This window comes from Streptomyces sp. NPDC006516 (assembly GCF_040611875.1).
Classification (GTDB): domain Bacteria; phylum Actinomycetota; class Actinomycetes; order Streptomycetales; family Streptomycetaceae; genus Streptomyces.
The window spans coordinates 72106-96947 of record NZ_JBEXPD010000002.1 but is presented as its reverse complement, the minus strand read 5'-3'; the positions used below and the strand labels follow the sequence as shown (position 1 = coordinate 96947).

Below are 24842 nucleotides of genomic sequence, written 5' to 3'. Positions count from 1 at the left end.
ATTTCCGGGCGCGGCAACGCAGGTGTGGGCGGCGACCTCCCCGCGGCTGGCGGGCATGGGCGGGGTGTACTGCGAGGACTGCGACATCGCCGAGCCGGCCGAGGAGGGCTCGGAAGGCGGCGTGCACGCGCACGCGACCGACCCCGAGCAGGCCGCGCGCCTGTGGGCCTGGCCGCCGAGCTCACAGGCGTCGACGCCTTCGCGACGGCGAAGTAGCAGCTGCCCGGCAGGGCCCGGAACTCCCGTGGCGGACCGCCGTCCCGCGAAGCCCGCGCCTCCCGCCTGCGGTCGGACGGCGTTCGCGTCACAGTGGAGGGATGGACGCACAACACGACGCAGATCTTCTGGGCGCCCGGGCGCTCGGCGTGGCGACCCGGCTGCCCGCGCAGGACCTGGAGCGGGCGCGGCGCTTCTATGCCGAGAAGCTCGGACTGGAGCCCGTCGACGAGCGGCCCGGTGGGCTGTTGTACCGGTGCGGGGGCTCGGAGTTCGCCCTGTTCCGGTCGGCGGGCGCCTCGCCCGGCACCTTCACCCAGATGGGCTGGCAGGTGGACGACATCGGAGCCGTCGTGGCGGAACTCGGGCGGCGCGGTGTCGAGTTCGAGGAGGTCGATCTGCCAGGGCTCCGCACCGAAGGTGGCATCGCCGAGATCGAGGGCAACTACCCGAGCAAGGGTGCAAGCGGTGAACGCGGCGCCTGGTTCCGGGACAGCGAGGGGAACATGCTGGGCATCGGCCAGGCCGTCAGTTAGGTGCCGTCCCGTTCGTCCCGCGCACCGGTGGGCACGGCGCCTCACGGGACCTGCGCCCCCGTGGGCACGGCGCCTCGCGGCAGCGTTCCGGTTGCCGCGGACCGGGGAAGAACCCTGGCATGCCGGGAAACGCTGCGGAGCCGCTCGCCGTCGACAGCCGGGGCAATCGCCTGGTCTCGTTCGTACGGGGTGGCGAGGACACGCCCCCGCAGGATGCGCTCGTGCCCCTGTCCCTGACCGCCCTCTGGTGCCGGGGCAGAGTCCTCCTGGTCCACGACCGTCACCGGGACACGTGGGAGCTTCCCGGGGGCAGGATCGAACACGGCGAGAGCCCGCGGCAGGCCGCTGTACGCGAGCTGCTGGAGGAGAGCGGGCACGAGCCGGACGGCGCCCTGGAGTTCGTCGGGCACGCGGAGTTCCTGCTGATGCCCGGCCGGAAGCGCGAGTACGGCGCAATGTTCACGGGCCACACGCTGCGTGTCACCGCCTTTGAGCCCAACGAGGAGATCTCCGCCGTCTGTTGGTGGGATCTGCGTACTCCACCGGATGGGCACGTCGCGCAGCTGGACGTCCACCTCGCCCGGTTGAGCCGTGCGCATGCCACCGGGGCCCGGGGCACCCGCTAACGTGACCTGCACAACAGTCCGTCACCCAGGGACGCACCCCCGCCGTGAGGGGCGGGCAGGGCGCGGAGAGCAAGGGGATCGGGGAGAGCGATCATGGGCGAGTCTCTGAAGACCTTCGTCGGCGGCGCCGAAGTCGAGGTGCCCAACAGCATTCCGGCGATCCGCGCCGCGCTTCCCGAGGAGAGACGCGAGGAGTTCGACCACGCGATCAACGAGGCCGGCGTCCACGAGATCCAGGCCGTCATGCGGCACTGGATGCTCGAATCCGTACCCGATCCCGAGGCCGAACAGATTCTGGACCGGCTGGCGCAGGACGAGGCCGAGAGGCGGAACGTCGCTTGAGTTTCCGCATCTCCTACGCACCGCCCGCCGATGACACCCTGGCCAAGATGCGCGACGGCGACTCGTTCCGGGCCGAGATGGCGCGCACCCTCGGCCTGGACCCCTACGGACACGCCTCCACCGCCGTCAAGCTCGAACGCGACCGGCGTGAGGCGACCGTGGCCGGGGCCATCGTCCTCTACTACGTCTCCAGGACCGTGCTGACGGTCACCGTCGTCAGGCTCGTACCCCTGCCGTGAGCCCGGCCCTCGAACGCGCCTGACCGCCGCCCGGGCCTGACCGTACGGCCGCCCCACACCCAGCGCATCACCGTACGAACCCGTCCACCACGCCGCACCGTGCGTCCGGCTCTCAACCGCGCGTCGCCGTACGCCCCGTGTCGCCCAGGGACTCCAGCAGACCGCGCAGCTCGCCCGCGATACGCCCGCGCTCCTCGCCCGTCAGCCCGGAAAGCATCCGCTCCTGGTTGTCCACATGATCGACCAGGACCCTGTCGATCAGCTCGCGCCCCGCGTCGGTGAGGGCGACGTGCACGCTCCGGGCGTCCTCCTGTCTGCGGATACGGACGACGAGGCCGCGGGCCTCCAGACGGTCGAGCCGCTGGGTGATCGCGCCGGACGTGACCATGGCGGACCGCATCAGATCCGCGGGGGTCAGGCGGTGGGGGGCCGGGCTGCGGCGCAGGGTGGCCAGGACGTCGAAGGCCGCCGCGTCGAGGCCGTGTGCGCCGAAGACGGCACGCTGCTCCGCCTCGACGATCTGTGCCAGCCGCTTGATGCGCCCGAACACCCCCATCGAGGAGGCGTCCAGCTCGGGGTACTGCTCCGCCCACTGGGCCAGCACGCGGTCCACATGGTCACTCATTGCTTCAGTCTACCTATGACTTAGCGTTGAGATACCTACTTGCTTAGCGCTAAGCAAACGCTGTACGTTCTTGCCCATGACGCAGGCTGCTGCTTCCTCGACCGCGCCGCAGGCGATATGTACGCGCTGCGGCTTCCACCCCCGCTCCGTCGGCGGTGCCAGGTGAGTGACCACCGGGTCGCCTCCGACGCCGCCCTCACCGTGCTCGCTCCGCTGATCTGGGGCTCCACCTATTTGGTCACCACGGAACTGCTGCCCCCGGACCGGCCCTTGCTGGCCGCCACGGTCCGCGCCCTGCCGGCGGGCCTGATCCTGCTCGCGTGGGGCCGGAAACTGCCCCGGGGCAGCTGGTGGTGGCGTGCCGCCGCCCTCGGGCTGCTCAACATCGGCGCGTTCTTCTACCTGCTCTTCCTCGCCGCCTACCATCTGCCCGGCGGGGTGGCAGCGCTGGTGATGGCGGTCCAGCCGACGATCGTCCTCGCCCTGTCCTCGCTGCTGCTGAAGACACGGATCACGACAGCGCACGCCGTCGCCTGCGCACTGGGCATCCTCGGTGTCGGCCTGCTGGCGCTGACCTCCCACGCGTCCCTCGACGCCGTGGGAGTCGGCGCGGGGCTTCTGGGCGCCGTGAGCATGGCGAGCGGGATCGTGCTCACCAAGCGCTGGGGGCGTCCGCCCGGCGTGGGACTGCTGACGTTCACCGGGTGGCAACTGACCTTCGGAGGCCTCTTCCTGCTGCCGGCCACCCTGATCGCCGAAGGGCTTCCCGGAGCCGTGGACGGACGGAACGCCGCCGGTTTCGCCTATCTCGGGATCGTCGGGGCGCTGTTCGCCTACACGATGTGGTTCCGCGGCGTGGAGCGACTGCCCGCCCTGGTCGTCTCCGTGCTCGGCTTCGCCTCGCCGCTCGCCGCGACGGCCCTCGGCTATCTCGTACTGGGCGAGACCCTGTCCCCGGCGCAGCTCGCGGGCTCGCTCCTGGTGGTCTGCGCCGTCGTGCTCGTCCGGCCCCGGGCGACGAGCGAGGGGCCGGGCGCAGGCCCGTCCGGCCCGCCCCCGGCCCCTCGCCGTGTGCGGATGATCAGCCGAGCTTCTTGACCTGCGCCGCGACGAGCTCGGTCGGCATCTCGAAGTCCGGGGACGTGCCGCCGGACACACCGAGGTTGAAGGAGAAGAAGGTGGCGACCGTGCCGCCCTGACGGAGGCTCACGAGCTTGAAGGGGACCTGCTCGCCCTCCTCGCCCATCAGCACCGTCCACGCGAGGGCCTCCTCGCCGCCGGTCACCTTCTCCTCGGTCAGCTTGGTGACCTTCTGCTTCGAGCCCTTCATCGTGAGGGTGAACCCGCCCTCGGCGCACGCGGCAGCCGACTCGCGCAGCTCGGCAAGGCTGTCGGCCGCACCCTCCCCCTCGTACGAGGCGAGCGTGACCAGCGAGGACGTGACGTCGAGCATGCCGGCGAGCGCGTCCTCGGGGTCCGCTGCCTCGTCCTTCTTGGGCTCCTGGACGACCTTGCGCCCTGCGTTGCCGACCGGCTCGCCGCGCTTCACACCGTAGAAGGCGTACCCCATGGGCTCGCACTCCTTCTTGTCCACGGTGAGGTCCGTGGCCTTGCCGATGTCCTCCGGGCCGGTCTTCGTGATCTTGTGGCCCGCGAGGTCGCCCTGCTCCAGCGACACCTTCTCCAGCTCGGCCGAGGTCAGCGCCTTGACCGCCGCGGGCTTGGATGCGGCGTCGTCCTTGCCTCCCGAGGTGCCGCCGTCACCCTTGCCACCGGAGTCCGAACCGCTGCATGCGGTGGCGAGCAGCGTCAGGGACGCCACGGTGGCGGCGAGGGCGGTACGGCGTACGGCAGTGGCGCGCATGGTTGTTCATCTCTCCGTCTGAAGGGGCAACAGCCCGCTCCGGGCGCGGATTTCGGCGCCGGCACGCAAGAACTGCCGCAGTGCGTGACACTCTACGATCGGACACCTGTCCGATGATCGGCCCGGACGGTCACGGCATGTGATCGTGACTTCGCTGTGATCACCTTGTGAAGCCGCTGTGGGTCCAGGTGCCCACCGGCCGTGAGCAGGAGAGGAGTCGACGCCGTGCCCGTCGACACGACAGCAGCGGTGCTCGAAGCGGTGGGGATCGAGGGCCACGAGATCACCTCCCGTACATCACTCGCCGGGGGCACCTACAACACCGTCACGCGCGTGACCCTCCAGGACGGCAGCGACTGGGTGGTGAAGGTCCCGCCCGGCCACAGCACCGGCATGAGCTACGAACGGCGGCTGTTGACCAACGAGGTGACCTTCTACGAGGCCGCCTCGGCGCACGGCGTCGAGGCGGTCCCCTCGGTCGTCCACAGCGAGCTCGACCCCGGGGCGCCGGCCGGGGCGTACGTCGTCATGACCGCGCGCCCCGGGCGTCCCTGGCACGAGATCGCAGGCGAGCTGACGGCCGGTGAGACCGCCGCTCTGCGCCATGAGTTCGGGCAGATCGTCGGCTCGTTGCACGACGTGACGGGCAAGGCCGGCTTCGGCTGTCCCGCCGAGCCCCTGGGCCCGCTCACGCGCACCTGGCGTGAGGCCTTCACCGCGATGACGGACGCCGTGCTCGCCGATGCCGAGAGGTACGGGGCGCGCCTGCCGCACCCCGTGGAACGCATCCGCGAGATGCTCCACTCGGCATCGGGCGAGCTGGACGAGGTGACCCGGCCCGCGCTCGTCCACTTCGACCTGTGGCAGGGAAATCTGCTGGTGACCGGGGAGCCGGGCGCCCGCCGCATCGGCGGGATCATCGACGGCGAGCGGATGTTCTGGGGCGACCCGGTCGCCGACCTCGTCTCCACCACCCTGTTCGGCGAGCCGGAGACGGACCTGGACTTCCTCGCCGGATACGCCTCCTCGGCCCGCGGACCACTCGACTTCACCCCGTCCGTACGCCGCCGGCTCAACCTCTACCGCAGCTACCTCTACCTCATCATGCTCACCGAGACGGTGCCCCGCGGCGCCGGACCGGACGCGCGGGCCTGGGCGTGGAAGGAGGTAGCGCCGCGGCTCGTGGCGGCGCTGGAAGAGGTGACCCGGCCGCGGTGACCGTGGCCCTCAGGAGGGGCGCTGCGTCAGATGCGCGAAGGCGTCCAGGTTGCGGGTGGATTCGCCGCGCTCCACCCGCCAGGCGTACTCCTTGCGGATCGCACTCGCGAAGCCCAGTTCCAGCAGCGGGTTGAAAGCGCCGTCCGCCGCCTCCAGGACAACGCCCAGCAACCGGTCGAGCTCCTCGGGCGTGACGACCGAGAGCGGGAGCCTGCCGACGAGATAGATGTCGCCGAGCTGGTCGATCGCGTAACTCACTCCGAACAGCCGGAGGTTGTGCTCCAGGAGCCAGCGGTGCACGGCCGCGTCGTTCTCGTCCGGGTGACGGATGACGAACGCGTTGAGGGAGAGGGAGTGCTGTCCGACGAGCAGGGAACAGGTCGTGGACAGCTTCCGGGTGCCTGGCAGCTTCACGACGTAGTTGCCGGGCTCGGGGCTCTCCCATTCGAGCTCCGCGTCGTTCAGCGTCGTCTCGATGACCTGTGCAGCTGCTGCTTCGTCGGATACGTCAGCCATGGTCCGAGCGTACGACAGCTCGCCCGGCACCTCAGTACGACTACGCCCCCAGGCCCTCAGCCGTGGTGCGAGCGGGCGCGGCGGCGGTGGTCGTTCATCGCCGCCGTGTACACGTCGGCGGTCGCCGACGCCGCCGCGCCCCAGCCGAACGACTGCGCATGCGCGGCGGCGGCCGCGCCCATCCGGCCGGCCAGCTCCGCGCTGTCCGCGAAGCGGCCCAGGGCCTGCGCGTACGCCTCCGGGTCGTGCCCCGGGATCAGGAAACCGCTGATCCCGTCCCGCACCGCCACGGGCAGGCCGCCCACCGCCGCCGCGACCACGGGCGTACCGGCCGCCTGGGCCTCGATGGCGACGAGGCCGAAGGACTCGCTGTACGAGGGCATGACCAGCACGGACGCCGCCCGGAACCAGTCCGCCAGCTGGTCCTGCCCGACCGGCGGGTGGAAGCGCACGACGTCGGCGATGCCGAGCCGGGCGGCCAGCTTCTGCAGCCCTTCCGGCTTGGCGAGCCCGCTGCCGCTGGGGCCGCCCACGACGGGAACGAGCATGCGCGAGCGCAACGAGGGATCGCGGTCCAGGAGCACGGCCACGGCGCGCAGCAGCACGTCCGGGGCCTTCAGCGGCTGGATGCGGCCGGCGAACAGCGGGATCAGGGCGTCCTGAGGCAGGCCCAGGCGCGCCCTCGCCGCCGCACGGCCGTCGGCGGGGCAGAAGCGCTCGAGGTTGACTCCGGGGTGCACGACGGCGACCGAGGCGGGGTCGGCGTCGTAGAAACGGATGAGTTCGTCGGCCTCGCCCGAGGTGTTCGCGATGAGCCGGTCGGCGGCGTGCACGATCTGCGTCTCACCGATGACACGCGCGGCAGGCTCGGGGGTGTCGCCCTCGGCGAGCGCGGCGTTCTTGACCTTCGCCATGGTGTGCATGGCGTGCACGAGAGGCACTCCCCAGCGCTGGGCGGCGAGCCACCCCACCTGGCCGGAGAGCCAGTAGTGCGAGTGGACCAGGTCGTAGTAGCCGGGGCGCTGCCCGGCCCATGCCTGCATCACGCCGTGCGTGAAGGCGCAGAGCTGCGCGGGCAGCTCCTCCTTGGCGAGGCCCTCGTACGGCCCGGCGTCGACGTGGCGGACCAGGACCCCGGGGGCCAGCTCGACCGTCGGGCGCAGCCCGCCCGTGGTGGCCCGGGTGAAGATCTCGACCTCGATGCCGATCGCGGCGAGGCGCGTGGCGAGCTCGACGATGTAGACGTTCATGCCGCCCGCGTCGCCGGTGCCCGGCTGGTGCAGCGGAGAGGTGTGCACGGAGAGCATCGCGACGCGACGCGGCTTGCGGTGTCCCGCGAAACCGCCCGGGAAGCGGAGACGGGGTGTCGCACGGCCGCTGCCGAGCCGGGAGACGTACTGGCTCACGAGTCCGCTCCTCCTCTTCGCTCAGGGCATGACACGCACCGGGCACAGAGACCCTTCGAAGGGCGGGAACAGCGGAACACTGCCTTTCATTTCCGTTTTGCCAAACCATTACGTTGCCTTCGGCGCGTCGACGGCCCTCCCGCACGCACCGTCGTTCTCACGGCCTCCGCCGCCCGTACGAGTGCGCCCCTATGAGTGCCCTTCGCCGCCCCTCCGAGTGCCTTCCGGCCGCCCGCACGACCGCCCTCTCCTGCTCGCACGAGTGCCCTCCAGGGCTTCGCATACGCTTTTCGTCATGCACCAGCGCCCCATCGGCACCGCGACCCGCGGGACCACCAACCCCAACAGGCTGCGCCGGATGGACCGCTGGATCGCCGCGACCCACGGCCCCGCTCTGCGCCGCAGCGACTCCCCGGTGGCGGTGGACCTCGGCTACGGCGCCGCGCCCTGGACCGCCGTGGAACTGCTGGAGCGACTGCGCGCCGTCGAGCCCCGCGCGGCCGTGGTGGGTGTCGAGATCGACCCCGAGCGGGTCGCTGCGGCGCGTCCGTACGAGCGTGAGGGGCTCACCTTCAAGCACGGCGGCTTCGAGATCCCCCTGGCCGTCCGGCCGGCGCTCATCCGGGCGGCGAACGTGCTGCGCCAGTACGACGAGGGTGAGGTCGCAGCGGTCTGGCAGCGGCTGTGCGCCCGTCTGGCCCCGGAGGGGCTGCTGGTCGAGGGCACCTGCGACGAGATCGGCCGCAGGCACGTGTGGGTCGCCCTCGGCCCGGAGGGGCCGCGCACGGTCACGTTCGCGACCCGGCTCGGCTCGCTGGAGCGCCCTTCGGACCTCGCCGAACGCCTCCCGAAGGCACTGATCCACCGCAATGTGCCGGGCGAGCCGGTACACGCCTTCCTGCGGGACCTCGACCGGGCCTGGGCCTCCGCCTCCCCCTACGCCTCCCTCGGGGCACGGCAACGCTGGATCGCCGCCGTACGCGCGGTCTCCGCCGACTGGCCGCTGACGGACGGCGTACGACGGTGGCGGCAGGGCGAGATCACGGTGCGGTGGTCCGCCCTGCGGCCGGGGGCGTAGGTCCGGGGGGGGGACGGGTCCCGGGGGGCGTGGCCCGGAACAGGGGGTACAGAGCGTGGACCCGGGCGCTCGGACAACCGCGCTCCGGACCCGGTGCCGAAAAGTGGCGGATCCGGGAACACAAACGGATCACCGTTCGTCCCCCTGTGTGACAAGACGGGTGACGTGCGCCTCTGTTGCTTTAGGGGACAACATGGCACGATCGCGTCGTCGACCTAACGTTACTGACGGTAAGTCACATGTCCGCGATCTGGCTTTCATCGCCTTTCGCCCGGAGGGGGAGCTTGTGAACCGACGCCACTGTGCCACTGCCGCGATCACTCTGGTCTGCGCACTGGCCCTGCTGACCGCGCCGGTCCAGGCAATGGCCGCCCCGGTCCCCGAGCCCACTCCGGCGGCCACCGCACCCGCCGTGCCCACCGCCGGGAAGAAGAGCCTCGAAGAGGTGCGCGAGGAGATCGACACCCTCTACCGCAAGGCGGGTGCGGCCACCGACGCGTACAACCTCGCCCAGGAGCAGGCCGAGAAGCAGTCCGGAGAGATCGTCAGGCTGACCAAGGCGATCGCCGACGGCCAGGCCCGCATCGCCGAGCTGAAGGATTCCGCGGGCGCGCAGGCTCGCGAGCAGTACCGCTCCGGTGGACTGCCCCCGGGCGCCCAGCTGATGCTGAGCGGCGACCCTGAACTCTTCCTGGACGGCGTCAACCAGGCCCGGCAGAGCCAGCAGGCCACCAAGGGGATGCTCACGGAACTCGAGCAGGCCCAGGACGACTTGGAGACGTACACCCAGGACGCGAGCCTCAACTGGGAGAAGCTCGAAGCCAACCGGGTCAAGCAGGCCAAGGCCAAGAAGAGCATCAATGCCCAGATAGCGGCGGCGAAGAAGCTCGAATCGCAGCTGGAGAAGGAGGAGCGGGCCAGGCTCCTGAAGCTGGAGCAGGACGCGGCGTCCACAGCCCAGGCCGCCTGGCTCTCCTCCGGCGCGCTCCAGGACATCAACCGCGAGGCGAGCGCCGCCGGGAAGCAGGCAGTGGCCTTCGCGACCGCCCAGATCGGCAAACCGTACGTATGGGGGGCCGAGGGCCCTGGTTCCTACGACTGTTCCGGACTGACGTCCCAGGCGTGGGCCGCGGCGAAGCGGCCGATCCCCCGGACCTCCCAGGAACAGTGGCGCCTGCTGCCGCGCATCCCCATCCAGGACATGCGCCCCGGCGACCTGATCATCTACCACAGCGACGCCAGCCACGTCGGCATGTACGTCGGCGACGGATCGATCGTCCACGCCCCGCGGCCGGGCCGCCATGTCACGCTGGCGGGAGCGGGTTCGATGCGGATCCTCGGAGTGGTCCGCCCCGACAAGTAGGGGCGGAGGCCCGGCCGGACGGGCCGGCCGGGACCGGGTGACGTGGGCCACGACGGACCGCGCGGAGAATGTGTGCGGGGCGTGTCCGGCGCGTGATGTTTGTCATGACCCCTTGTCCGTTTCGTGCGCACGCGGCACGTCGGATCCGTGGTGGGACGCGGCTTATGGCCGCGCATACGACACAGGATGATCACCGGGCGCCATTCCGTTCCCCCGCCGCGGACCGCTATCGTCCCCGTCGGCGGGTCGTCGATCGTCGTCCCGCCGCGCCCTCGGGGGGAGGGAAGGAAACCCGAACCGATGCCCGTACCCGTACCGCAGCAACGTGCCGTTCCCGCTGCGGAGACCACTCATGGCGCCGGCCTCACGCTCCTGGTGATCGAGGGCGACCCTTCGGGCACCTTCACCGTTCCCGAGCTGTCGTCCACCACCGGCGCGCGGGTCCGTGTCCGCACCGCCCGCAACCTCACCGAAGCGGGACGCCTGCTCACCGACGACGTCGACTGCATCCTGCTGGACCTCGACCTCGAACTGGCCCCGCCGTCCACCGCCGCACGCGCCGAAGGCCGCGACGAGGGGACGGCGCAGCCGGACGAGCTCGCCACCCTCAAGCACGTCCTGCGCATCGCCCCGCGGCATGCCGTCCTCGCGCTCACCGCCGAGGACGACGCCGAGCGGGCCGCGGAGGCCGTACGGGTAGGAGCCCAGGACTACCTCTTCCGCGACGAGCTGGACGGACGCCTCCTCAGTCGTGCCATCCGGTACGCCGTTGAGCGCAAGCGCGCGGACATCGCCCAGCACCAGCTGACCGAGTCCCGGCTGCGGGCCCAGGAGAACGCGCGGCTGGAACGCGGACTGCTCCCCACGCCCCTTCTCGAAGGCTCGGACCTCGCCTTCGCCGCCCGCTACCGGCCGGGCCGCAGCCGCGCCCTGCTCGGCGGCGACTTCTACGACACGGTCCGCACCCCCGACGGCACGGTCCACGCGATGATCGGCGACGTCTGCGGTCACGGGCCCGACGAGGCGGCACTCGGCGTCGAGCTGCGTATCGCCTGGCGGGCACTGACCCTGGCCGGACTCTGCGGCGACGCCCTGCTCTCCACGCTGCAGCAGGTCCTGGAGCACGAACGGCAGAGCGAGGAGATCTTCGCGACGCTCTGCACCGTCGACATCGCCCCCGACGGCCGCCGCGCGGGACTGTGCATCGCGGGCCACCCCGCGCCGCTCATCGCCCGCCAGGGCCGCGCGGCGCACCTGCTCCCGTACGAGGACGGCGGCCCGGCGCTCGGGCTGCTGCCGCACGCCCGGTGGCCGCGACGCCAGGTCGAGCTGGGCGGCTCGTGGAGCCTCATGATGTACACCGACGGGCTGATCGAAGGCCGCGTCGGCCCCGAGGGCACCCAGCGGCTGGGCCAGGACGGGATGGTCGCGATGATCAACGGCCGGCTGGACCAGGGGCTCGGCGGCGAGGCCCTGCTGGAGGCCGCGGTCGCCCAGGTGCGCGAGCTGAACGGCGGCGAGCTGACCGACGACGTGGCGGTCCTCCTGCTGGAACGTGACGAGGCCCGGATACGCCGAAGGGGCAGGAACGCATCGCGCTCCCGCCCCGGTGCCGCCTCGGCGGCGGGCGCTCAGCGCCCGCCGTTGTAGGGGCCGTACGGCCCGTCGCTGCTGGAGCCGCCCCGACGGCCGCCCCCGCCCGACACGGCCTTGATCGCCGGCCGCACGTCCACCATGAAGACGATGGACGCGATCACGCCCGCGATCTGCAGGAACAGGATCGGGATGACGAGGTTCACGAAGACGGTGATCCCGAGAATGATCAACCAGAACGACTTCTTCTGCTTGTCGGCGGCCCGGTAGGCGTCCTCGCGCGCTGTCACGGCGAAGACCAGCGCGACCACCGCCAGCACGAGCATGGCCAGATACAGCAGCTGGAGGAACGAGCCGAAAGCTTCGAGCAACACGGTGAGCACCGCCTAGTCAGTGGATGAGCGCCTCGCGGCCAAGGTACCGGGACAACGACCCGGGCACCCTCAAAGGTGCCCGGCCCGTTCTTCCGGTAGTCCCCGGACCGCTTCCGCCTACTTCGCGGAGGGCGGGGTGGTCTTCTTGGCAGCCGGCTTGCGCGCGGGAGCGGTCTTCTTCGCGGCGGGCGCGGCCTTGGACTCCACGGGCTTCGGCGCGCTCTTCTTCGCCACCGGGGTGGCCGGCTTCGGGGTGGTCACCGGCTTCACGGGAGTGACCGGCTTCGCGGCGACGTCGGACTTCTGCTTCGGCACGGACTTCGGCTCCGCCTCGACGACCGCGGCGATCTCCACGATCTCGTCGGCGGTCTCGCCGCGCCAGGTCCGCACGGTGTTCTCGCCCCGCTCGGCGACCTTCTCGTACGTCTCCCGGGCCCTGACCGCGTACTCTGCGGCCACACCCACGCCCCGCAGCGCCAGGTCCTGGGCGGTCTCGCCCAGCTTCTTGAGGTCGGTGTCCAGCGCACCGAAGACCTCGCTGACCTTCGCCTGCACGCTGGCCTGCGCCTCCTTGGCCTGCGTGGTGACACGCTCCTGCACGGCCTTGGGGTCGGTGTTGCGCACGGCCTCGATCCGCTCGGGCGCCTCGGCCCGCAGCTGCTCGATCAGCGCCGGCACCTTGCGCGCCTGCTCCACGGCGAGGTCGGCCGTGCCGGCGGCGAAATAGAGGGGGGTGGGGTCGGTGAGGGTCTTACGCAGGTCATCGGTGATGGCCATGACTGGGGTCCTCCCGGATCATCGGTTTCAGTTCAGGGGTGGGTCTGCATCACTGCCGTCGGCCGTGCGGGGGCCGCGAGCACCCGGACCGGCACCGTTCGCTTCTGCGGCACCGCTTTCCGCGTCGGCATCGATTCTGCTCTCCGCGTCCACGGCACCGTGGGACTCGGAGCCGGTGTCGGGCGCGACATCGAAACCGTTCTCCCGGCGGAAGGAGTCGTAGATCTGCAGCAGCACGCTCTTCTGCCGCTCGTTGATCGACGGATCGGCCAATATGACCGCCCGCGTCTCCAGCTCCTCCCGCTCCCGCTCGTCGAGGATCCCGGCCCGCACGTACAGCGTCTCGGCGGAGATGCGCAGGGCCTTGGCGACCTGCTGCAGCACCTCGGCACTCGGCTTGCGCAGACCGCGCTCGATCTGGCTGAGATACGGATTCGACACTCCGGCGGCGTCGGCGAGCTGCCGCAGGGAGAGCTGCGCGGTACGCCGCTGCTCACGCAGGTACTCGCCAAGATTGCCGACGTTGAGTGATGCCATGCCTCGATGGTGCCCCATCCTTGCTAACTTTTGCAAGCGATCGCTTGCAAAAGTGTTCGCACCATGGTGTGACGGAGCGGTGACCTCCAGCGACGTGGGAAGCAGCCATCGACCTGTTTCTGCTCAACAGGGGCAACGCCCATGACGGCCTCGCTCGTCTCTTCGGCAGCGGAACGCGTCGCGGCGTCGGGCACTCAGTCGGCGTGCCGTGAGGCCTTCGGGGCACTCGGTCATCGGTGGGCCCTGCACCGTCGGCGCCATCGTGATCTCTCATCTGGGCTGTGCTCTGCGGGGGTGGTTGATCAGCAGCGGCATTCACCGTGGCACGATCTGGTCGGATGGCCGGGCGGACGACGTCGACCTGGTGCCGCGCCTCGACGATGACGGGAAGCCGGTGACCTTCGCCCGCTGGTACACCGACTGGCTGGAGCAGACCGAGCGTCCGACGCTGCCGTCTCCATCGGATCTCTGAACCCTGTTCTGAAGCTTGCGACGAGCGGCGCAGAACCCTGAGCGCGCTGCTTGGCCTGTGGGGCTGACCAGCGTTCAGCCAGTCACGAACTCGGCTGAGCGTGCGACACCCGGCCGGTAGGGTCTCGTGCATGTGGGTGGGGTTGGATGCGGTCGACTGGGCTCGGCTGAAGCACAACTACGGGTCTGCCGAGGACGTACCCGGCCTGCTCCGCCGATGCGGGGGTCCGGATCCGGACGATGCGGGCGACGCCTCGTCCGAGCTGCTCAACCTGCTGTTCCATCAAGGCGGCTGGGTCTGTTCCGCCGCCTCGGCCGCACTGCCCTTCGTGCTCCGCCTGGCTGCGACACCGCAGGTGCCGAGCCGCTGCGCGATGCTGGAACTGGTGGCGATGCTGGCAGCGGAAGCCGGTCGGATCGAAGCCCGGTTCCTCGATCCCGGCTGGGCCCTGGCTTGGAAACAGGCCCTGCCCGAGTTGCTGAGCCTGCTGGACGATCCCGAGCCGGAGATCCGGCGGGCCGCAGCCGACGTGCTCGCTGTCTGCGACAGCCCCGGTGAGTTGGTTCTGCCTGCGCTGCTGCGGTGCTGGGAGGCGGAGGATGATCTGGCAACCCGCCTTGAGCTGGTCCTCTCCCTGGGCCAGGCGGCCATGCGCGCGCCAGTCGGTGGGCATGGCGTCGAGGTCTTCGACCTGCTCCGTGGTCTGCTCGACTCTCCACAGGCTCAGATACGCCTGGCAGCAGTGCACGCGCTCGCCCCGAGCGACCCGGACCTGCCTGCCCGACGGCTCGACCTCATGCTCGAAGCGGTCCGGGACCCGACCATCGAGCTGTGGCGCCACACCAGCTCGGTACGAACTGGAGTGCTGGGTATCCACCGCTGGGCTGCGGGGCTGATAACCGGCCCCGCCCCCACGTTCACGCTCGGCCTGCTGGCAGACCATCACGACGCCGAACAGCGGATCGGGGCCTTGGCCCAGGCGGGCAGGCTGCTGGCTCAGTGGCGCTCCCCGACCGCCGCCCTTCTGCCACACCTCCTCGCACGATTGGACGATCCCGCCTCCGAAGCCCGCTTCCGGGCGGCCGAGCTGCTGGCCTGCGTCGGCCCGGCCGCCGCCGCCCACGCCGACGAGGTCGCCACGCTCCTCTCCGACACCGCCGCCCGCACCACACGTAAACGGCAGACCGTCGGCGAGGCCGCCCTGTGGGCCCTGGCCCGGATGAACGATCCGCGCTGCCTGCCGGGCCTGATCGAACTGATCGCCGGCACATGCTCCGGCTTCGCATCGACTTCCGCCCACTACCCCGCCACAGACCTCCACCATGTCGTCCTCCCCGCACTCCATGAGGTACTGGGTCATGTCCCGGACCACGCCGAGCTGCTCCTTCCGGCGATCTGCGGCCGGCTCGACACCGCTACGGATGAGCGCCTGCTCAACCGGCTCTGTGACGTACTCGCGGACTGGGGGCCCGTGGCAAAGGCAGCGGTTCCACAGCTGCTCGGCCTGCTGGAGGACGACCGGACCTGGATGGCGGCGGCGAAGGCCCTGGCAGGGATCGGCTTGGCGGGGAACGGAGCACGGGACCTGCTCTTGTCCCGATTGCGTGCCGCCGGGCCGCACACGGAACTCGCGGCTTGGGCGTACTGGAGAGTCGGCGGCGAACCTGGGCCGGTCCTGGAAGTACTCGGACGCAGCGTTGAGGAACGAAGGTTCCGCCATCCCGCCCTGCGCAAGCTCGCCGGCCTCGGATCGCATGCCGCCCCCTACGCGGACCGGCTCAGGGCGCTGACGGCCGACACCGACCCCTGGACTCGCGTCGAGGCAGCGCACGCCCTGTGGGCTGCAACCAGCGACACCGAGACCGCTGTCCCGGTGCTCACGGCGGCCGTGCTGGATCTGACCAAGGGCACTTACCTGCCCGTCATGCTTCCCGCACTGGGCCACCTGGCCGAGCTCGGGCAGGCAGCCCAACCTGTCGCACACCTCTTGCGCGACATACCCGACCGTGACCGGCGGCTGCGTACCAACGGCGGCTGGCGAGGCTTCGTCCAGGACGAGAACATCCGCGCCGCCGTCGGGGAGTTGCTCAGCGCCTCCGGCCCATCCGCGTGAGGTTCAGATGCGGGCCCTGGCCGGACCGTGCGGGAGCAGACTCCTCAGGGATGGCGGGCACCGGTTGTTCAGGCGGATCACGTGGGCGCTGCGGGGGTCCGCCTTCGTCGAGGCTGCGAGGAGCTGTTGTACCCCCTTGGGGGAGCCCCGCCCCCGGCCGGAGCGGTACCGGTCCGCTGCCGTACGACTCGTCCGCCGGACAACGGGCCGCTGTACACGTCTTGTGACGTCGCCGGCGCAGGGCCCCGGCTCGCGCGGCGTTAGCGTCGGACCCATGATCGTATGGCTCAACGGCACCCACGGCGCGGGCAAGACGACGACCGGTGCGCTCGTACAGCCGCTCCTCCGCGACGCCCGGGTGCTCGACGCCGAGAAGGTCGGCGAGACGCTCATGGACATCACCCCCGGGCTGCCGGGGACGGACAACTTCCAGCACTGGCCGCCGTGGCGGCCGCTGGTCGTCGAGACGGCCCGGCGTGTACTCGACTACACCGGCGGCATCCTGGTGATGCCCATGACGGTCCTGGTCGAGGAGTACTGGCGCGAGATCAGCGCGGGTCTCGCCCATCACTCCGTCCCGGTGCGGCACTTCGTCCTGCACGCCGACCAGGACACCCTCCGCCGGCGCATCGCGGGCGACACCGTCCTCGGTCCCGACTCGCCGTTCCGGCTCCGGTATCTGGAGCCCTACGCCGAGGCAGCTCGCACGTGGCTGCACGACGCGGCCGAGGTCGTGGACACCACGCACCTCACACCCGCCCAGGCCGCCCGGCGGATCGCGGAGGCGGTCGACGGCTGAGCGGCTGCCGCCCTTCACCCCGCTGCCCGGGCGGAGTTGCCCACACGCGTGGCTCGTCGGACAGCACCGCGGCCTGCCGCGTGACCACCGGGAGGCGGGGCGTTCCGCACGCCGTGGAAAAGCCGTCGCCGAGAACCGCCCGGACGGCAGACTTGCCCCCATGACGACCACGGACCCCAAGGCCGACCTGCTCTTCTACCTGCAGTCGGCACGCGAAGCCCTGCTGTGGAAGCTCGAAGGGCTCTCGGAGTACGACGCCCGACGCCCGCTGACCCCGACCGGCACCAACCTCCTGGGCCTGGTGAAGCACGTCGCCAGTGTGGAGCTGGGCTACCTCGGCGACACCTTCGGTCGGCCGTCCGGCGAAGCGCTCCCCTGGATCGAGGAGGGGGCCGAGGACAACGCGGACATGTGGGCCACCGCCGACGAGTCGCGTGAGCAGACAGTGGGGCTGTACCGCCGGGCCTGGAGGCACGCGGACGCGACGATCGAAGCCCTGCCGCTGGACACCGTCGGCAGGGTTCCCTGGTGGCCGGCCGAGAGGGCCGGGGTGACCCTGCACCACGCGGTGGTCCGCGTGATCGGGGACACCCACCGGCACGCGGGGCACGCCGACATCGTGCGCGAACTCATCGACGGCGCCGTGGGGATGAACAAGGGCAACGACAGCGTCCCGCCGGGCGACGCGGCGTGGTGGGAGGCCCACCGGAGCCGGGTGGAGCGCGCGGCCCGGGATGCCGGCCGGGAGGCGTGACGCAGTAGGGGAAGGACATCCCGATGGCAGCGGCGCCCGTGCCGGGACAGCAGTGCCGGCGCAGCCCTCCGCCATCGATGACGCCTCACAGAGGTGCCAGGCATGCCGGCCGCCCCTACGCAGGCCCCTCCCCACCCGCACCTCGCAGGTCCGGCCTCCACCACCCGCACCTCACAGGGCGCGCAGGCCCCTGTCGGCGAAGGCGATCAGCCACTCGAAGCTCTCGTCGACGTCCGCGCTCCACCGGAAGCCGCCGGCCGCCTGCAAGGTGGCGAAGCCGTGGCAGAGGCTGCGGAGCATACGCAGGGCGTGGTCCACGTCGGGCTCCGCGATCTCGTAGCCGCGCAGGACCGCCGTGAACGCGCCGAGCAGCCTCTCCCCCGCGACGGCCAGCGGATCGTCAGGGCCGGTGGGTTCCATGCCGACCGTCGCGGCGTACCGGCCGGGGTGCTCCAGGACGAAGGCGCGGAAGGCGCGGGCCGCACCCGCCAGCGCGTCGCGGCCCGCACGTCCCTGGACCGCGCCGCCGACGGCGTCGGCGGCCTCGCTCAACGCCAGGGCCGCGATACGCCGGTTGAGGTCCTCCTGGCCGCGTACGTGCTTGTACAGCGACGGGGTACGCACTCCCACCCGTTCCGCCAGCAGACCCATCGTCAGACGGGCGATGCCCACCTCGTCGGCGAGGGCTGCACCGGCCGCGACCACGGCGGCCGTGTCCAGGCCCGCCCTAGGCACGAGCGGCGTCCGGGCGGAGGAAGGCCAGCACGAGCGCGACCACCTGGTCGGGGAACTGGTCGTGGGGGTAGTGACCGGCGCCCTCGACCATCTCCAGGTGACCGAGCCCGGACGGCAGCGCCCCGACGATCGCCGAGCCCTCGGCATGGGGGTCGGCCCAGTCGGGGTCGAGCGTGCCCATCACGACCAGAACCGGGCAGCGGACGTTGACGAGCTGGGCGCCCGCGTCGGCCGGGGCGCTCCGGCCCATGCCCTGCAGGGCCTTCATCCGGCCCGGCTCGCGGAGCAGGGACTCGATGCGGCCGAGACGTCCGGCCCAGTCGGCCGGTTTCACGCCGGGGTAGGCCACGTCCACGTACGAGCGCCAGAGCGGGACGCTGCCGAACAGGCCCGCCCCGAGCAGTCGCAGCATGCCGCGCCGGAACCGCTTCACCCGCAGATCGCCGAGGGCGATCGACTGCTTGCGGGTGAACGGCGCCAACTCCACGACCGCGGTGACCAGCGAGGGCTCCATCGCCGCGGCGATGGTGGCAGCGCCCCCGGAGAACGAGTGGCCGACGAGCACGGCCGGGCCGCCGAGGTGGCGGACCACGGCGAGCAGATCACGCGCGACGGCGGTACGGCTCCACTCGGGCCAGCCGGTGCTGGACTCGCCGCAGCCACGCATGTCGACCGCGGCGACCTTGTACCCCGCCGCCACCAGCTGCGGGACCATCGCCCGGTACGCGGCACGGCTGTCACCCATGCCGTGTGCGAGGACGATCAGCGGGCCGGAGCCCGTCACCTCGTAGGCGATGGTGCCGCCGTCGACGGCAAGGTGCTCGGTCATGACGTCCTCCAACTGGCTAATGTAATTAGCTAAAAGCTAATGCCAGTAGCCAGGCCTGTCAAGGATGACGCGCGCACGGCTGCTCACCTCCATGACCGAGGTCACCCGCCCGCTGACGGCCTCGACGGTCACGCTGGACGCCGTCGACCCCGACCACCCCGACGCACAGCACTGCCCGCACGCCTACTTCACCGAGCTCCAGGAGCGCTTCGACCCGGGCTTCGACCCGGCCCGCAGCCTGCTGCCCGACGCGGGCGAACTGCGCTCCCCGCACGGCGTGTTCCTCGTCGCACGGCTGCACGGCGAGCCGGCCGGCTGCGCCGGACTGAAGGTGCCGGCCGGGTCCCCGGCCGAGGTCAAACGCATGTGGGTCGCCCCCCGTGCCAGAAATCTCGGTCTCGCCCGCCGCTTCCTGCGCGAACTGGAGACACGGGCGCTCGCCCACGGACGCGACGTGCTGCGCCTGGACACCAACAGGGCGCTCGACGCGGCGATCGGGCTCTACCACTCCGCGGGATTCCAGGAGGTACCCGCCTTCAACGACGAGCCGTACGCCCATCACTGGTTCGAGAAGCGGATCGACGGAGGGACGCGGCCCTCTCAACAGGAAGCCCTCGGCCCCGTAGCGTCGGACTCATGAACGACCTCCTGCCGCTCCTGGTGCTCGCCGGAGCTCTCGCCCTCGTGCTGGGATTCCTCCGGTGGGTGATGAACCGAGTCCGGCGGCGCGGCACCGCCGGCGCGGCCGTCACCGCCGCGATGGCGGCGTACGACGAGGCCTTCAGGGTGACCGCGCACGACGCCCACCACGAGATCAGGGCGCAGGCCGAGCGCAAGGCCCCGCTGCTCTCGCCCGGCCGGCCGTGGGAGACCGGCCGCGGCGCGGCGGCTTCATGGGCCGGCCCCGCCCGGCGGCGGAGGCCGGGACTGCGGAGCCGGACGGTGCGCATGTGGCGCAGGCGGCGCACCGCTGCCGGATGATGCGGCGCGAGCCTGTCCGCAGGGACGGGCCCGCGCGAACCGCGCGAAGACGGTCCGCCCGAAGCCGGACCGCTCGAAGACGGGCCGCGCGAAGAAGACGGGCCGCTCGAAGACGGGCCGCCGCGCGAAGAAGACGGGCCGCTCGAAGCCGGACCGGGCGGGCGAGGCACCACGGACGCGACTGCGCATGTCGGGCGCCGTCGGCGGCGGGAACACAGGACCGAACCACCCCGTGCCGCCCGCGAAAACCGGTCGATCCGTCACCCCGCCGCCGCCTACCCTGGCCGCATGCCCCCCGCCAAGACCTCGTACGTCTGCCTTCCGTGCAGGGCCTCGTACAAGCAGCCCTACGACACGGAGCGGCAGCACCGCGTCTGCCCCCGGTGCACCGGCACGCTGATCCACGCCGGGTCCGCGTTCGCTCCTCCGCGGCGGCGGGACACCTCCGCATGGCGTGCCCTCGCGGTCGTACTGAACGCGGGCGTCCGCTTCCACAAGAGCTGCTGCGGCGGCCCGGGCTACCGCCCGCGCACCCTGCGCGAGGTGAAGGAGCGGATGGCGTACGCGGAGACCTCCGGGGAGCCGTTCGCACGGGCGCTGGTCCGGTGGGAGCTGCCGAATTAACGTCCCCTTCCGGACGATCTGCCACGGTACTAATTGTTACCCTGGCGGGCATGACCGCCCTGACTCCCGCGAACACCGCGCCTGACCTGTCCTTCCTCCTCGACCACACCAGCCATGTCCTGCGGACCCGGATGGCCGCCGCCCTCGCCGAGATCGAGCTGACGGCGCGCATGCACTGCGTCCTGGTCCACGCCCTGGAGGAGGAGCGCACACAGATCCAGCTGGCGGAGATCGGCGACATGGACAAGACCACGATGGTCGTGACGGTGGACGCCCTGGAGAGTGCGGGGCTCGCCGAACGCCGGCCCTCCAGCCGCGACCGGCGCGCCAGGATCATCGCCGTCACCGAGAAGGGGGCCGAGGTCGCCGTACGGAGCCAGGAGATCGTCGACCGGGTGCACAAGGAGACGCTGGGAGCACTCCCCGAAGGCGACCGCGAGGCCCTGGTGCGCATCCTCGGCCTGCTGGCCAAGGGCCACCTGGCCACACCCGTCGAGAACCCGCGCCCGGTACGGCGCGCACGACAGGGACAGAGGTGACCCGGGAGGCACGGGTGAACAAGGGGCTGGAGCAAGCGCCGCGAGAAGATCCGTAAAATATAGTCTGCAACAAAACCATCTGCTACGGTCACTCCTGTGGACCTTCCGACAGGAGAAGACCGATGACCGTCGACGCCCCCTGCGAGATCTCCAGCCCGCCCGGCACGCCCGGCACAGCCGGCCCACCCACCGCACCCGAGCCGACCGCCCGTAACCGCGCCCTCGCCCTCGGGGTGATCGCCGCAGGGGTGCTGACGCTCACCCTCGACGGCTCCATCGTCACGGTGGCGATGCCCGCCATCCAGCGCGATCTGGGGTTCACGTCCGCAGGTCTCAGCTGGGTGGTCAACGCCTACCTGATCGCCTTCGGCAGCCTGCTCCTGCTTGCCGGCCGACTCGGCGACCTGATCGGCCGCACGCGTATGTTCCTGGCCGGGACCACCGTGTTCACGGTCGCCTCCCTGCTGGCAGGCGCCGCCACTACCCCCGCGGTGCTCATCGCAGCCCGCTTCCTCCAGGGCGTCGGCAGCGCGATGGCCTCCGCCGTCGCCCTCGGCATCCTGGTCACGCTGTTCAGCGAGCCACGCGAACGGGCCAGGGCCATCGCCGTGTTCTCGTTCACGGGGGCGGCGGGCGCGTCGATCGGGCAGGTGCTCGGCGGGGTGCTGACCGATGCCCTCAGCTGGCACTGGATCTTCTTCATCAATCTGCCGATCGGTGTGGTGACACTGCTGGTCGCCCGCAGGGCCCTGCCCTCCGACCGGGGCATCGGGCTCGCCGCGGGCGCCGACGCGGTCGGCGCCGCCCTCGTCACGGCCGGCCTGATGCTGGGCATCTACACGGTGGTCAAGGTGGAGGAGCACGACTGGGTCTCCCCGCACACGCTCGGTCTGGGAGCGGTCTCCCTCGCGCTCCTCGCCGCCTTCGCCGTCCGTCAGGCAACCGCCCGGACCCCGCTCATGCCCCTGCGCATCCTGCGGTCCCGCAGCGTCGCCGGAGCCAATCTGGTGCAGGCCCTCATGGTGGCCGCCATGTTCTCGTTCCAGATCATCGTCGCCCTGCACCTGCAGAACGTCCTCGGCTACGGCGCCGCCGCGACCGGGCTCGCCCTGCTCCCGGCCGCCGCCGTCATCGGAGGCGTCTCCCTGGGTGTCTCGGCCCGCCTGAACGCCCGGTTCGGCGAACGCACCGTCCTTCTGACGGGGATCGTCCTGCTGATCGGAGCCCTCGGGTTCCTCACCAGGCTCCCCGTGGACGCCCGGTACGTCACCGACGTGCTCCCCGTGATGCTGCTGGCGGCCGGTTTCGGGCTCGCGCTGCCCGCGCTGACGTCACTCGGCATGTCCGGCGCGGGCGAGGACGACGCCGGACTCGCCTCGGGGCTCTTCAACACCACCCAGCAGATCGGCATGGCCATCGGCGTCGCCGTACTGACCACCCTCGCGGCATCCCGCACCGAGCGGATGCTCACGACCGGCCACAGCCGCGCCGAATCGCTGGCCGGCGGCTACCAGCTCGCCTTCACGGTCGGCACCGGCCTGCTCGTCGCCGCCTTCGCCGTCGCGTTCCTGGTCCTGCGCCCCTCCCCTTCCCGCACCAACTCCTGAAGGAGCACCACGTGAACACCACCGGAGCACAGGGGACGGCCGAGCCGAAGAGCAGGCCCGCGCCCCGCGCCCTCACCGAGCAGGAGGCGTCACAGATCCTCGCCACGCAGCAGTTCGGGGTACTCGCCGCCGTACGCGGCACCGGCCATCCGCACCTGTCGACCGTGCTGTACCGCTGGGACGCCGAGGAAAGGGTCGTACGCGTCTCCACCACCGCCGGACGCCTCAAGACCCGGATGCTGCGCCGCGACCCCCATGCCTCGCTGCACGTGCACGGCGGTGACGTCTGGTCGTTCGCCGTGGCCGAGGGCGAGGCCGAGGTCTCGGAGAAGTCCGTCCGCGCCGGTGACGCGGTGGGCCGTGAACTACTGTCACTGACACCCGGGTTCGATGACCCGGCGGACGAACAGGCCTTTCTCGCGCAGGCGGTGGCCGAGGAACGCGTGGTGCTCCGGATCCGGGTGTCGAGGCTGTACGGCACGGCCCTGGACGTGCCGGCCGAGGAGTGACCGGCCCAGCGGGCCCGACCCCGGCACCCCGGGATCGGCATGAGCGGCGGCGACGAAGCGGGCCCGCGCGGCCGGGACGGGCACCGTCGAGCGGCCTGCCCCACCTCGCGGCGCCGTGCTCCACCGCCGGCTCAGGCCCCTCCCCCGGGAGCCGCGCCGCGCAGGCCGTCCGCCAGCTGCCGGAAGGCGATGCGGGCCGCCGCCACGGCGTCGTCGTGCACCTGGCCGGCGGTCTCGCCCGCGTCGATCCGCCGCCAGTTCTCCATCGCCAGGATCCGCAGTACGGCGATGATCTGACCCGCCGCGAGCTGTGCCGTTACCCGGCTGCCGGGGTCCAGGGCCCGGGCGAGTGCGGCCTCCGACCGGCCCTGGTAGGCGTACATGCGGGCGACGAGCGACGGCGTCCCGTAGAGCAGCCGATGGAAGGCCAGTACCTGCGGGTTGTCACAGAGACCGGTCACCGGGTCGCGGCGGTCCAGGCCGTCCAGGAAGTGGTCACGCAGGGCCTCCAGCGGAGAGAGGCCGTCCGCCCGGCCCGAGACGACGCGCGCCGCCTCGTCCTCGTGGTCGGCGAACCGGTGCAGGACCAGGTCCTCCTTGGCCGGGAAGTAGCGGAACAGGGTCGGCTTGGAGATGTCGGCCGCCGCCGCCACCTCGGCCACCGAGACCTGGTCGAAGCCCCGTTCCAGGAACATCGAGATCGCCGCCTCGGACACCGCCTGGTAGGTCAGCTGCTTCTTGCGCTCACGCAGGCCGGTCCTCCTGTCGCTCATGACGGTGATCCCTTCTCGATGAGCGCCTCGACCCCGTCGAGGATCCGTTCGAGACCGAACACGAACTCGTAGTCGGGCTCGTCCGGTTCGCTCATGATCCCCGTGTCCAGCAGCGCCGCCAGCTCCGGATGCCGTGCCGGGTCGACGAGCCTGCGCACCGTCCGCTCCCACCGCGCCATGAACTCCTCGGCAGACACTCCCTTTTCCTCGACGGTGGTGGCGATGTCACTCATCAGCGTCGCCTCGTTCCGTACGTAACCCGAGACGAGGAGGATGACCGAGATCTTGTCGCCCGGGGACAGGCCGCTGCCCGACAGGGCCTGGAGCCCCTGTTCCCACCACAGCACCATGCGAGGGCTGGCGGGCGGACCACCGATCGGGATGCGCAGGGACCACAGGTTCCGCTGGAACATCCGGCGCTGCGCCCAGGCCCACTGGCTCAGCGCCTCTCGCCAGCCCGCTCCGTCCTCCAGCGCGGGCAGCGGCGAGGGGGCGCCCATGGCGGCCTCCTGCATGAGGACGAACAGCTCCTCCTTGGCGGAGACATAGCGGTAGAGCGCCATCGTGGAGGCGCCGAGTTCCTTGGCGACCCGGCCCATCGAGACGGCCTGGAGACCCTCCGAGGCGGCGACCGTCACGGCCGCGTCGACGATCCGGTCCAGCGTGAGGCCGGGCTTCGGCCCCTTGACCGGGCGCTCCCGCAGCCCCCACGCGGCCTCGATGCTGGCCGGCAGGCCCGTACCGCCCGACCCGCTGTTGTTCTCCGACACCCGAAGCCGCCTTCCGCAGTACTGGCT

28 protein-coding genes and 3 pseudogenes are annotated in these 24842 nt (G+C 71.4%); 20 read left to right on the top strand and 11 right to left on the bottom strand.

From position 1 onward, the window contains the following. Positions 1–7 precede the first annotated feature (7 nt). The 5 genes and pseudogenes from ABZY45_RS06465 to ABZY45_RS06445 all read left to right on the top strand — a co-directional run. Positions 8–216 (top strand): annotated as a pseudogene (locus tag ABZY45_RS06465) (oxidoreductase); the annotation flags it as partial. A 101-nt stretch (positions 217–317) separates the two neighbouring features. Continuing rightward, entirely contained in the window at positions 318–752 is a 435-nt protein-coding gene (locus ABZY45_RS06460) for a VOC family protein (protein ID WP_356736806.1), read from the top strand. A gap of 119 nt (positions 753–871) precedes the next feature. Beyond that, positions 872–1378, top strand: coding sequence for an NUDIX hydrolase (locus ABZY45_RS06455; protein WP_356736804.1), 507 nt, complete (start codon positions 872–874; stop codon positions 1376–1378). A gap of 93 nt (positions 1379–1471) precedes the next feature. Beyond that, on the top strand, positions 1472–1720 hold the full coding sequence (locus ABZY45_RS06450) for a hypothetical protein (protein ID WP_145804569.1): 249 nt from the start codon (positions 1472–1474) through the stop codon (positions 1718–1720). Beyond that, positions 1717–1959, top strand: coding sequence for a hypothetical protein (locus tag ABZY45_RS06445; protein WP_356736801.1), 243 nt, complete (start codon positions 1717–1719; stop codon positions 1957–1959). The genes ABZY45_RS06450 and ABZY45_RS06445 overlap by 4 nt, the downstream gene beginning before the upstream one ends. Before the next feature lie 112 nt (positions 1960–2071). Here the strand turns inward: ABZY45_RS06445 and ABZY45_RS06440 are convergent, their stop codons facing one another. Next, a complete protein-coding gene (locus ABZY45_RS06440) occupies positions 2072–2584 on the bottom strand; it encodes a MarR family transcriptional regulator (RefSeq protein WP_356736799.1) in 513 nt (170 codons plus the stop codon). A gap of 162 nt (positions 2585–2746) precedes the next feature. On the opposite strand from ABZY45_RS06440, the gene ABZY45_RS06435 reads away from it, so the two are divergent. After that, positions 2747–3682, top strand: a complete 936-nt coding sequence (locus tag ABZY45_RS06435) for an EamA family transporter (protein WP_356736797.1) — start codon at positions 2747–2749, stop codon at positions 3680–3682. On the opposite strand, the gene ABZY45_RS06430 is transcribed toward ABZY45_RS06435, so the two are convergent. Continuing rightward, complete coding sequence (locus ABZY45_RS06430) at positions 3666–4448, bottom strand: hypothetical protein (protein ID WP_356736795.1); 783 nt, start codon at positions 4446–4448, stop codon at positions 3666–3668. The genes ABZY45_RS06435 and ABZY45_RS06430 overlap by 17 nt on opposite strands. 201 nt (positions 4449–4649) lie before the next feature. Between ABZY45_RS06430 and ABZY45_RS06425 the strand changes: the two genes are divergently transcribed. Continuing rightward, the gene (locus tag ABZY45_RS06425; RefSeq protein WP_356736793.1) at positions 4650–5666 is read left to right on the top strand and encodes an aminoglycoside phosphotransferase family protein; all 1017 of its coding nucleotides are present in this window, start codon (positions 4650–4652) and stop codon (positions 5664–5666) included. A gap of 9 nt (positions 5667–5675) precedes the next feature. Here ABZY45_RS06425 and ABZY45_RS06420 read toward each other — a convergent pair whose 3' ends face one another. Together ABZY45_RS06420 and mshA are read right to left on the bottom strand one after the other, a co-directional pair. Next, complete coding sequence (locus ABZY45_RS06420) at positions 5676–6182, bottom strand: YbjN domain-containing protein (RefSeq protein WP_356736791.1); 507 nt, start codon at positions 6180–6182, stop codon at positions 5676–5678. A 56-nt stretch (positions 6183–6238) separates the two neighbouring features. Continuing rightward, on the bottom strand, positions 6239–7588 hold the full coding sequence (mshA, locus tag ABZY45_RS06415) for a D-inositol-3-phosphate glycosyltransferase (protein WP_356736789.1): 1350 nt from the start codon (positions 7586–7588) through the stop codon (positions 6239–6241). Positions 7589–7883: 295 nt separating this feature from the next. Here mshA and ABZY45_RS06410 point away from each other — a divergent pair, with 295 nt between their 5' ends. The 3 genes from ABZY45_RS06410 (at position 7884) to ABZY45_RS06400 (ending at position 11679) form a co-directional block, all read left to right on the top strand. Then, positions 7884–8666, top strand: coding sequence for a class I SAM-dependent methyltransferase (locus tag ABZY45_RS06410; protein ID WP_356736786.1), 783 nt, complete (start codon positions 7884–7886; stop codon positions 8664–8666). 286 nt (positions 8667–8952) lie between these two features. Beyond that, complete coding sequence (locus ABZY45_RS06405; RefSeq protein WP_356736784.1) at positions 8953–10029, top strand: NlpC/P60 family protein; 1077 nt, start codon at positions 8953–8955, stop codon at positions 10027–10029. A 300-nt stretch (positions 10030–10329) separates the two neighbouring features. Beyond that, complete coding sequence (locus ABZY45_RS06400; RefSeq protein WP_356736782.1) at positions 10330–11679, top strand: fused response regulator/phosphatase; 1350 nt, start codon at positions 10330–10332, stop codon at positions 11677–11679. Here ABZY45_RS06400 and ABZY45_RS06395 read toward each other — a convergent pair. From ABZY45_RS06395 to ABZY45_RS06385, 3 genes are all read right to left on the bottom strand, one after another. Then, on the bottom strand, positions 11661–11996 hold the full coding sequence (locus tag ABZY45_RS06395) for a DUF2516 family protein (protein ID WP_356736780.1): 336 nt from the start codon (positions 11994–11996) through the stop codon (positions 11661–11663). The genes ABZY45_RS06400 and ABZY45_RS06395 overlap by 19 nt on opposite strands. A gap of 117 nt (positions 11997–12113) precedes the next feature. Continuing rightward, complete coding sequence (locus tag ABZY45_RS06390; protein WP_356736778.1) at positions 12114–12773, bottom strand: hypothetical protein; 660 nt, start codon at positions 12771–12773, stop codon at positions 12114–12116. Between the two features lie 27 nt (positions 12774–12800). After that, the gene (locus tag ABZY45_RS06385) at positions 12801–13310 is read right to left on the bottom strand and encodes a helix-turn-helix transcriptional regulator (protein WP_356736776.1); all 510 of its coding nucleotides are present in this window, start codon (positions 13308–13310) and stop codon (positions 12801–12803) included. A 226-nt stretch (positions 13311–13536) separates the two neighbouring features. Here ABZY45_RS06385 and ABZY45_RS06380 point away from each other — a divergent pair. The 4 genes and pseudogenes from ABZY45_RS06380 to ABZY45_RS06365 all read left to right on the top strand — a co-directional run. Further along, positions 13537–13782 (top strand): annotated as a pseudogene (locus ABZY45_RS06380) (hypothetical protein); the annotation flags it as partial. A 130-nt stretch (positions 13783–13912) separates the two neighbouring features. Next, positions 13913–15895, top strand: a complete 1983-nt coding sequence (locus tag ABZY45_RS06375) for a HEAT repeat domain-containing protein (RefSeq protein WP_356736775.1) — start codon at positions 13913–13915, stop codon at positions 15893–15895. Positions 15896–16169: 274 nt separating this feature from the next. After that, the gene (locus ABZY45_RS06370) at positions 16170–16694 is read left to right on the top strand and encodes an AAA family ATPase (protein ID WP_356736773.1); all 525 of its coding nucleotides are present in this window, start codon (positions 16170–16172) and stop codon (positions 16692–16694) included. Positions 16695–16854: 160 nt separating this feature from the next. Next, positions 16855–17448 (top strand): DinB family protein, encoded by a 594-nt coding sequence (locus ABZY45_RS06365; RefSeq protein WP_356736771.1) that lies wholly within the window; start codon positions 16855–16857, stop codon positions 17446–17448. 171 nt (positions 17449–17619) lie between these two features. On the opposite strand, the gene ABZY45_RS06360 is transcribed toward ABZY45_RS06365, so the two are convergent. Continuing rightward, positions 17620–18153, bottom strand: coding sequence for a TetR/AcrR family transcriptional regulator (locus ABZY45_RS06360; protein ID WP_356738683.1), 534 nt, complete (start codon positions 18151–18153; stop codon positions 17620–17622). 22 nt (positions 18154–18175) lie between these two features. Beyond that, positions 18176–19012: an alpha/beta hydrolase gene (locus ABZY45_RS06355; RefSeq protein WP_356736769.1), complete on the bottom strand. Its 837-nt coding sequence runs from the start codon at positions 19010–19012 to the stop codon at positions 18176–18178. A 70-nt stretch (positions 19013–19082) separates the two neighbouring features. On the opposite strand from ABZY45_RS06355, the pseudogene ABZY45_RS06350 reads away from it, so the two are divergent. From ABZY45_RS06350 to ABZY45_RS06325, 6 genes and pseudogenes are all read left to right on the top strand, one after another. Continuing rightward, positions 19083–19652: pseudogene (locus ABZY45_RS06350) on the top strand (GNAT family N-acetyltransferase); the annotation flags it as partial. Further along, positions 19649–19993 (top strand): hypothetical protein, encoded by a 345-nt coding sequence (locus ABZY45_RS06345; RefSeq protein ID WP_356736767.1) that lies wholly within the window; start codon positions 19649–19651, stop codon positions 19991–19993. The pseudogene ABZY45_RS06350 and the gene ABZY45_RS06345, both read left to right, overlap by 4 nt. Positions 19994–20281: 288 nt before the next feature. Beyond that, positions 20282–20617: a deoxyxylulose-5-phosphate synthase gene (locus tag ABZY45_RS06340; RefSeq protein ID WP_356736765.1), complete on the top strand. Its 336-nt coding sequence runs from the start codon at positions 20282–20284 to the stop codon at positions 20615–20617. A gap of 50 nt (positions 20618–20667) precedes the next feature. Beyond that, positions 20668–21156 (top strand): MarR family winged helix-turn-helix transcriptional regulator, encoded by a 489-nt coding sequence (locus tag ABZY45_RS06335; RefSeq protein ID WP_356736763.1) that lies wholly within the window; start codon positions 20668–20670, stop codon positions 21154–21156. Between the two features lie 122 nt (positions 21157–21278). Then, positions 21279–22763 carry an MFS transporter gene (locus ABZY45_RS06330; protein ID WP_356736761.1) on the top strand — a complete coding sequence of 495 codons (1485 nt, stop codon included), beginning with the start codon at positions 21279–21281 and terminating at the stop codon, positions 22761–22763. Positions 22764–22774: 11 nt separating this feature from the next. Continuing rightward, entirely contained in the window at positions 22775–23272 is a 498-nt protein-coding gene (locus ABZY45_RS06325; RefSeq protein ID WP_356736759.1) for a TIGR03618 family F420-dependent PPOX class oxidoreductase, read from the top strand. Between the two features lie 131 nt (positions 23273–23403). Here the strand turns inward: ABZY45_RS06325 and ABZY45_RS06320 are convergent, their stop codons facing one another. Both ABZY45_RS06320 and ABZY45_RS06315 read right to left on the bottom strand, forming a co-directional pair. After that, on the bottom strand, positions 23404–24045 hold the full coding sequence (locus ABZY45_RS06320; protein ID WP_356736757.1) for a TetR family transcriptional regulator: 642 nt from the start codon (positions 24043–24045) through the stop codon (positions 23404–23406). Then, entirely contained in the window at positions 24042–24815 is a 774-nt protein-coding gene (locus ABZY45_RS06315; RefSeq protein WP_356736755.1) for a TetR/AcrR family transcriptional regulator, read from the bottom strand. Before ABZY45_RS06315 ends, ABZY45_RS06320 begins: the two co-directional genes overlap by 4 nt. Between the last annotated feature and the right edge of the window lie 27 nt (positions 24816–24842).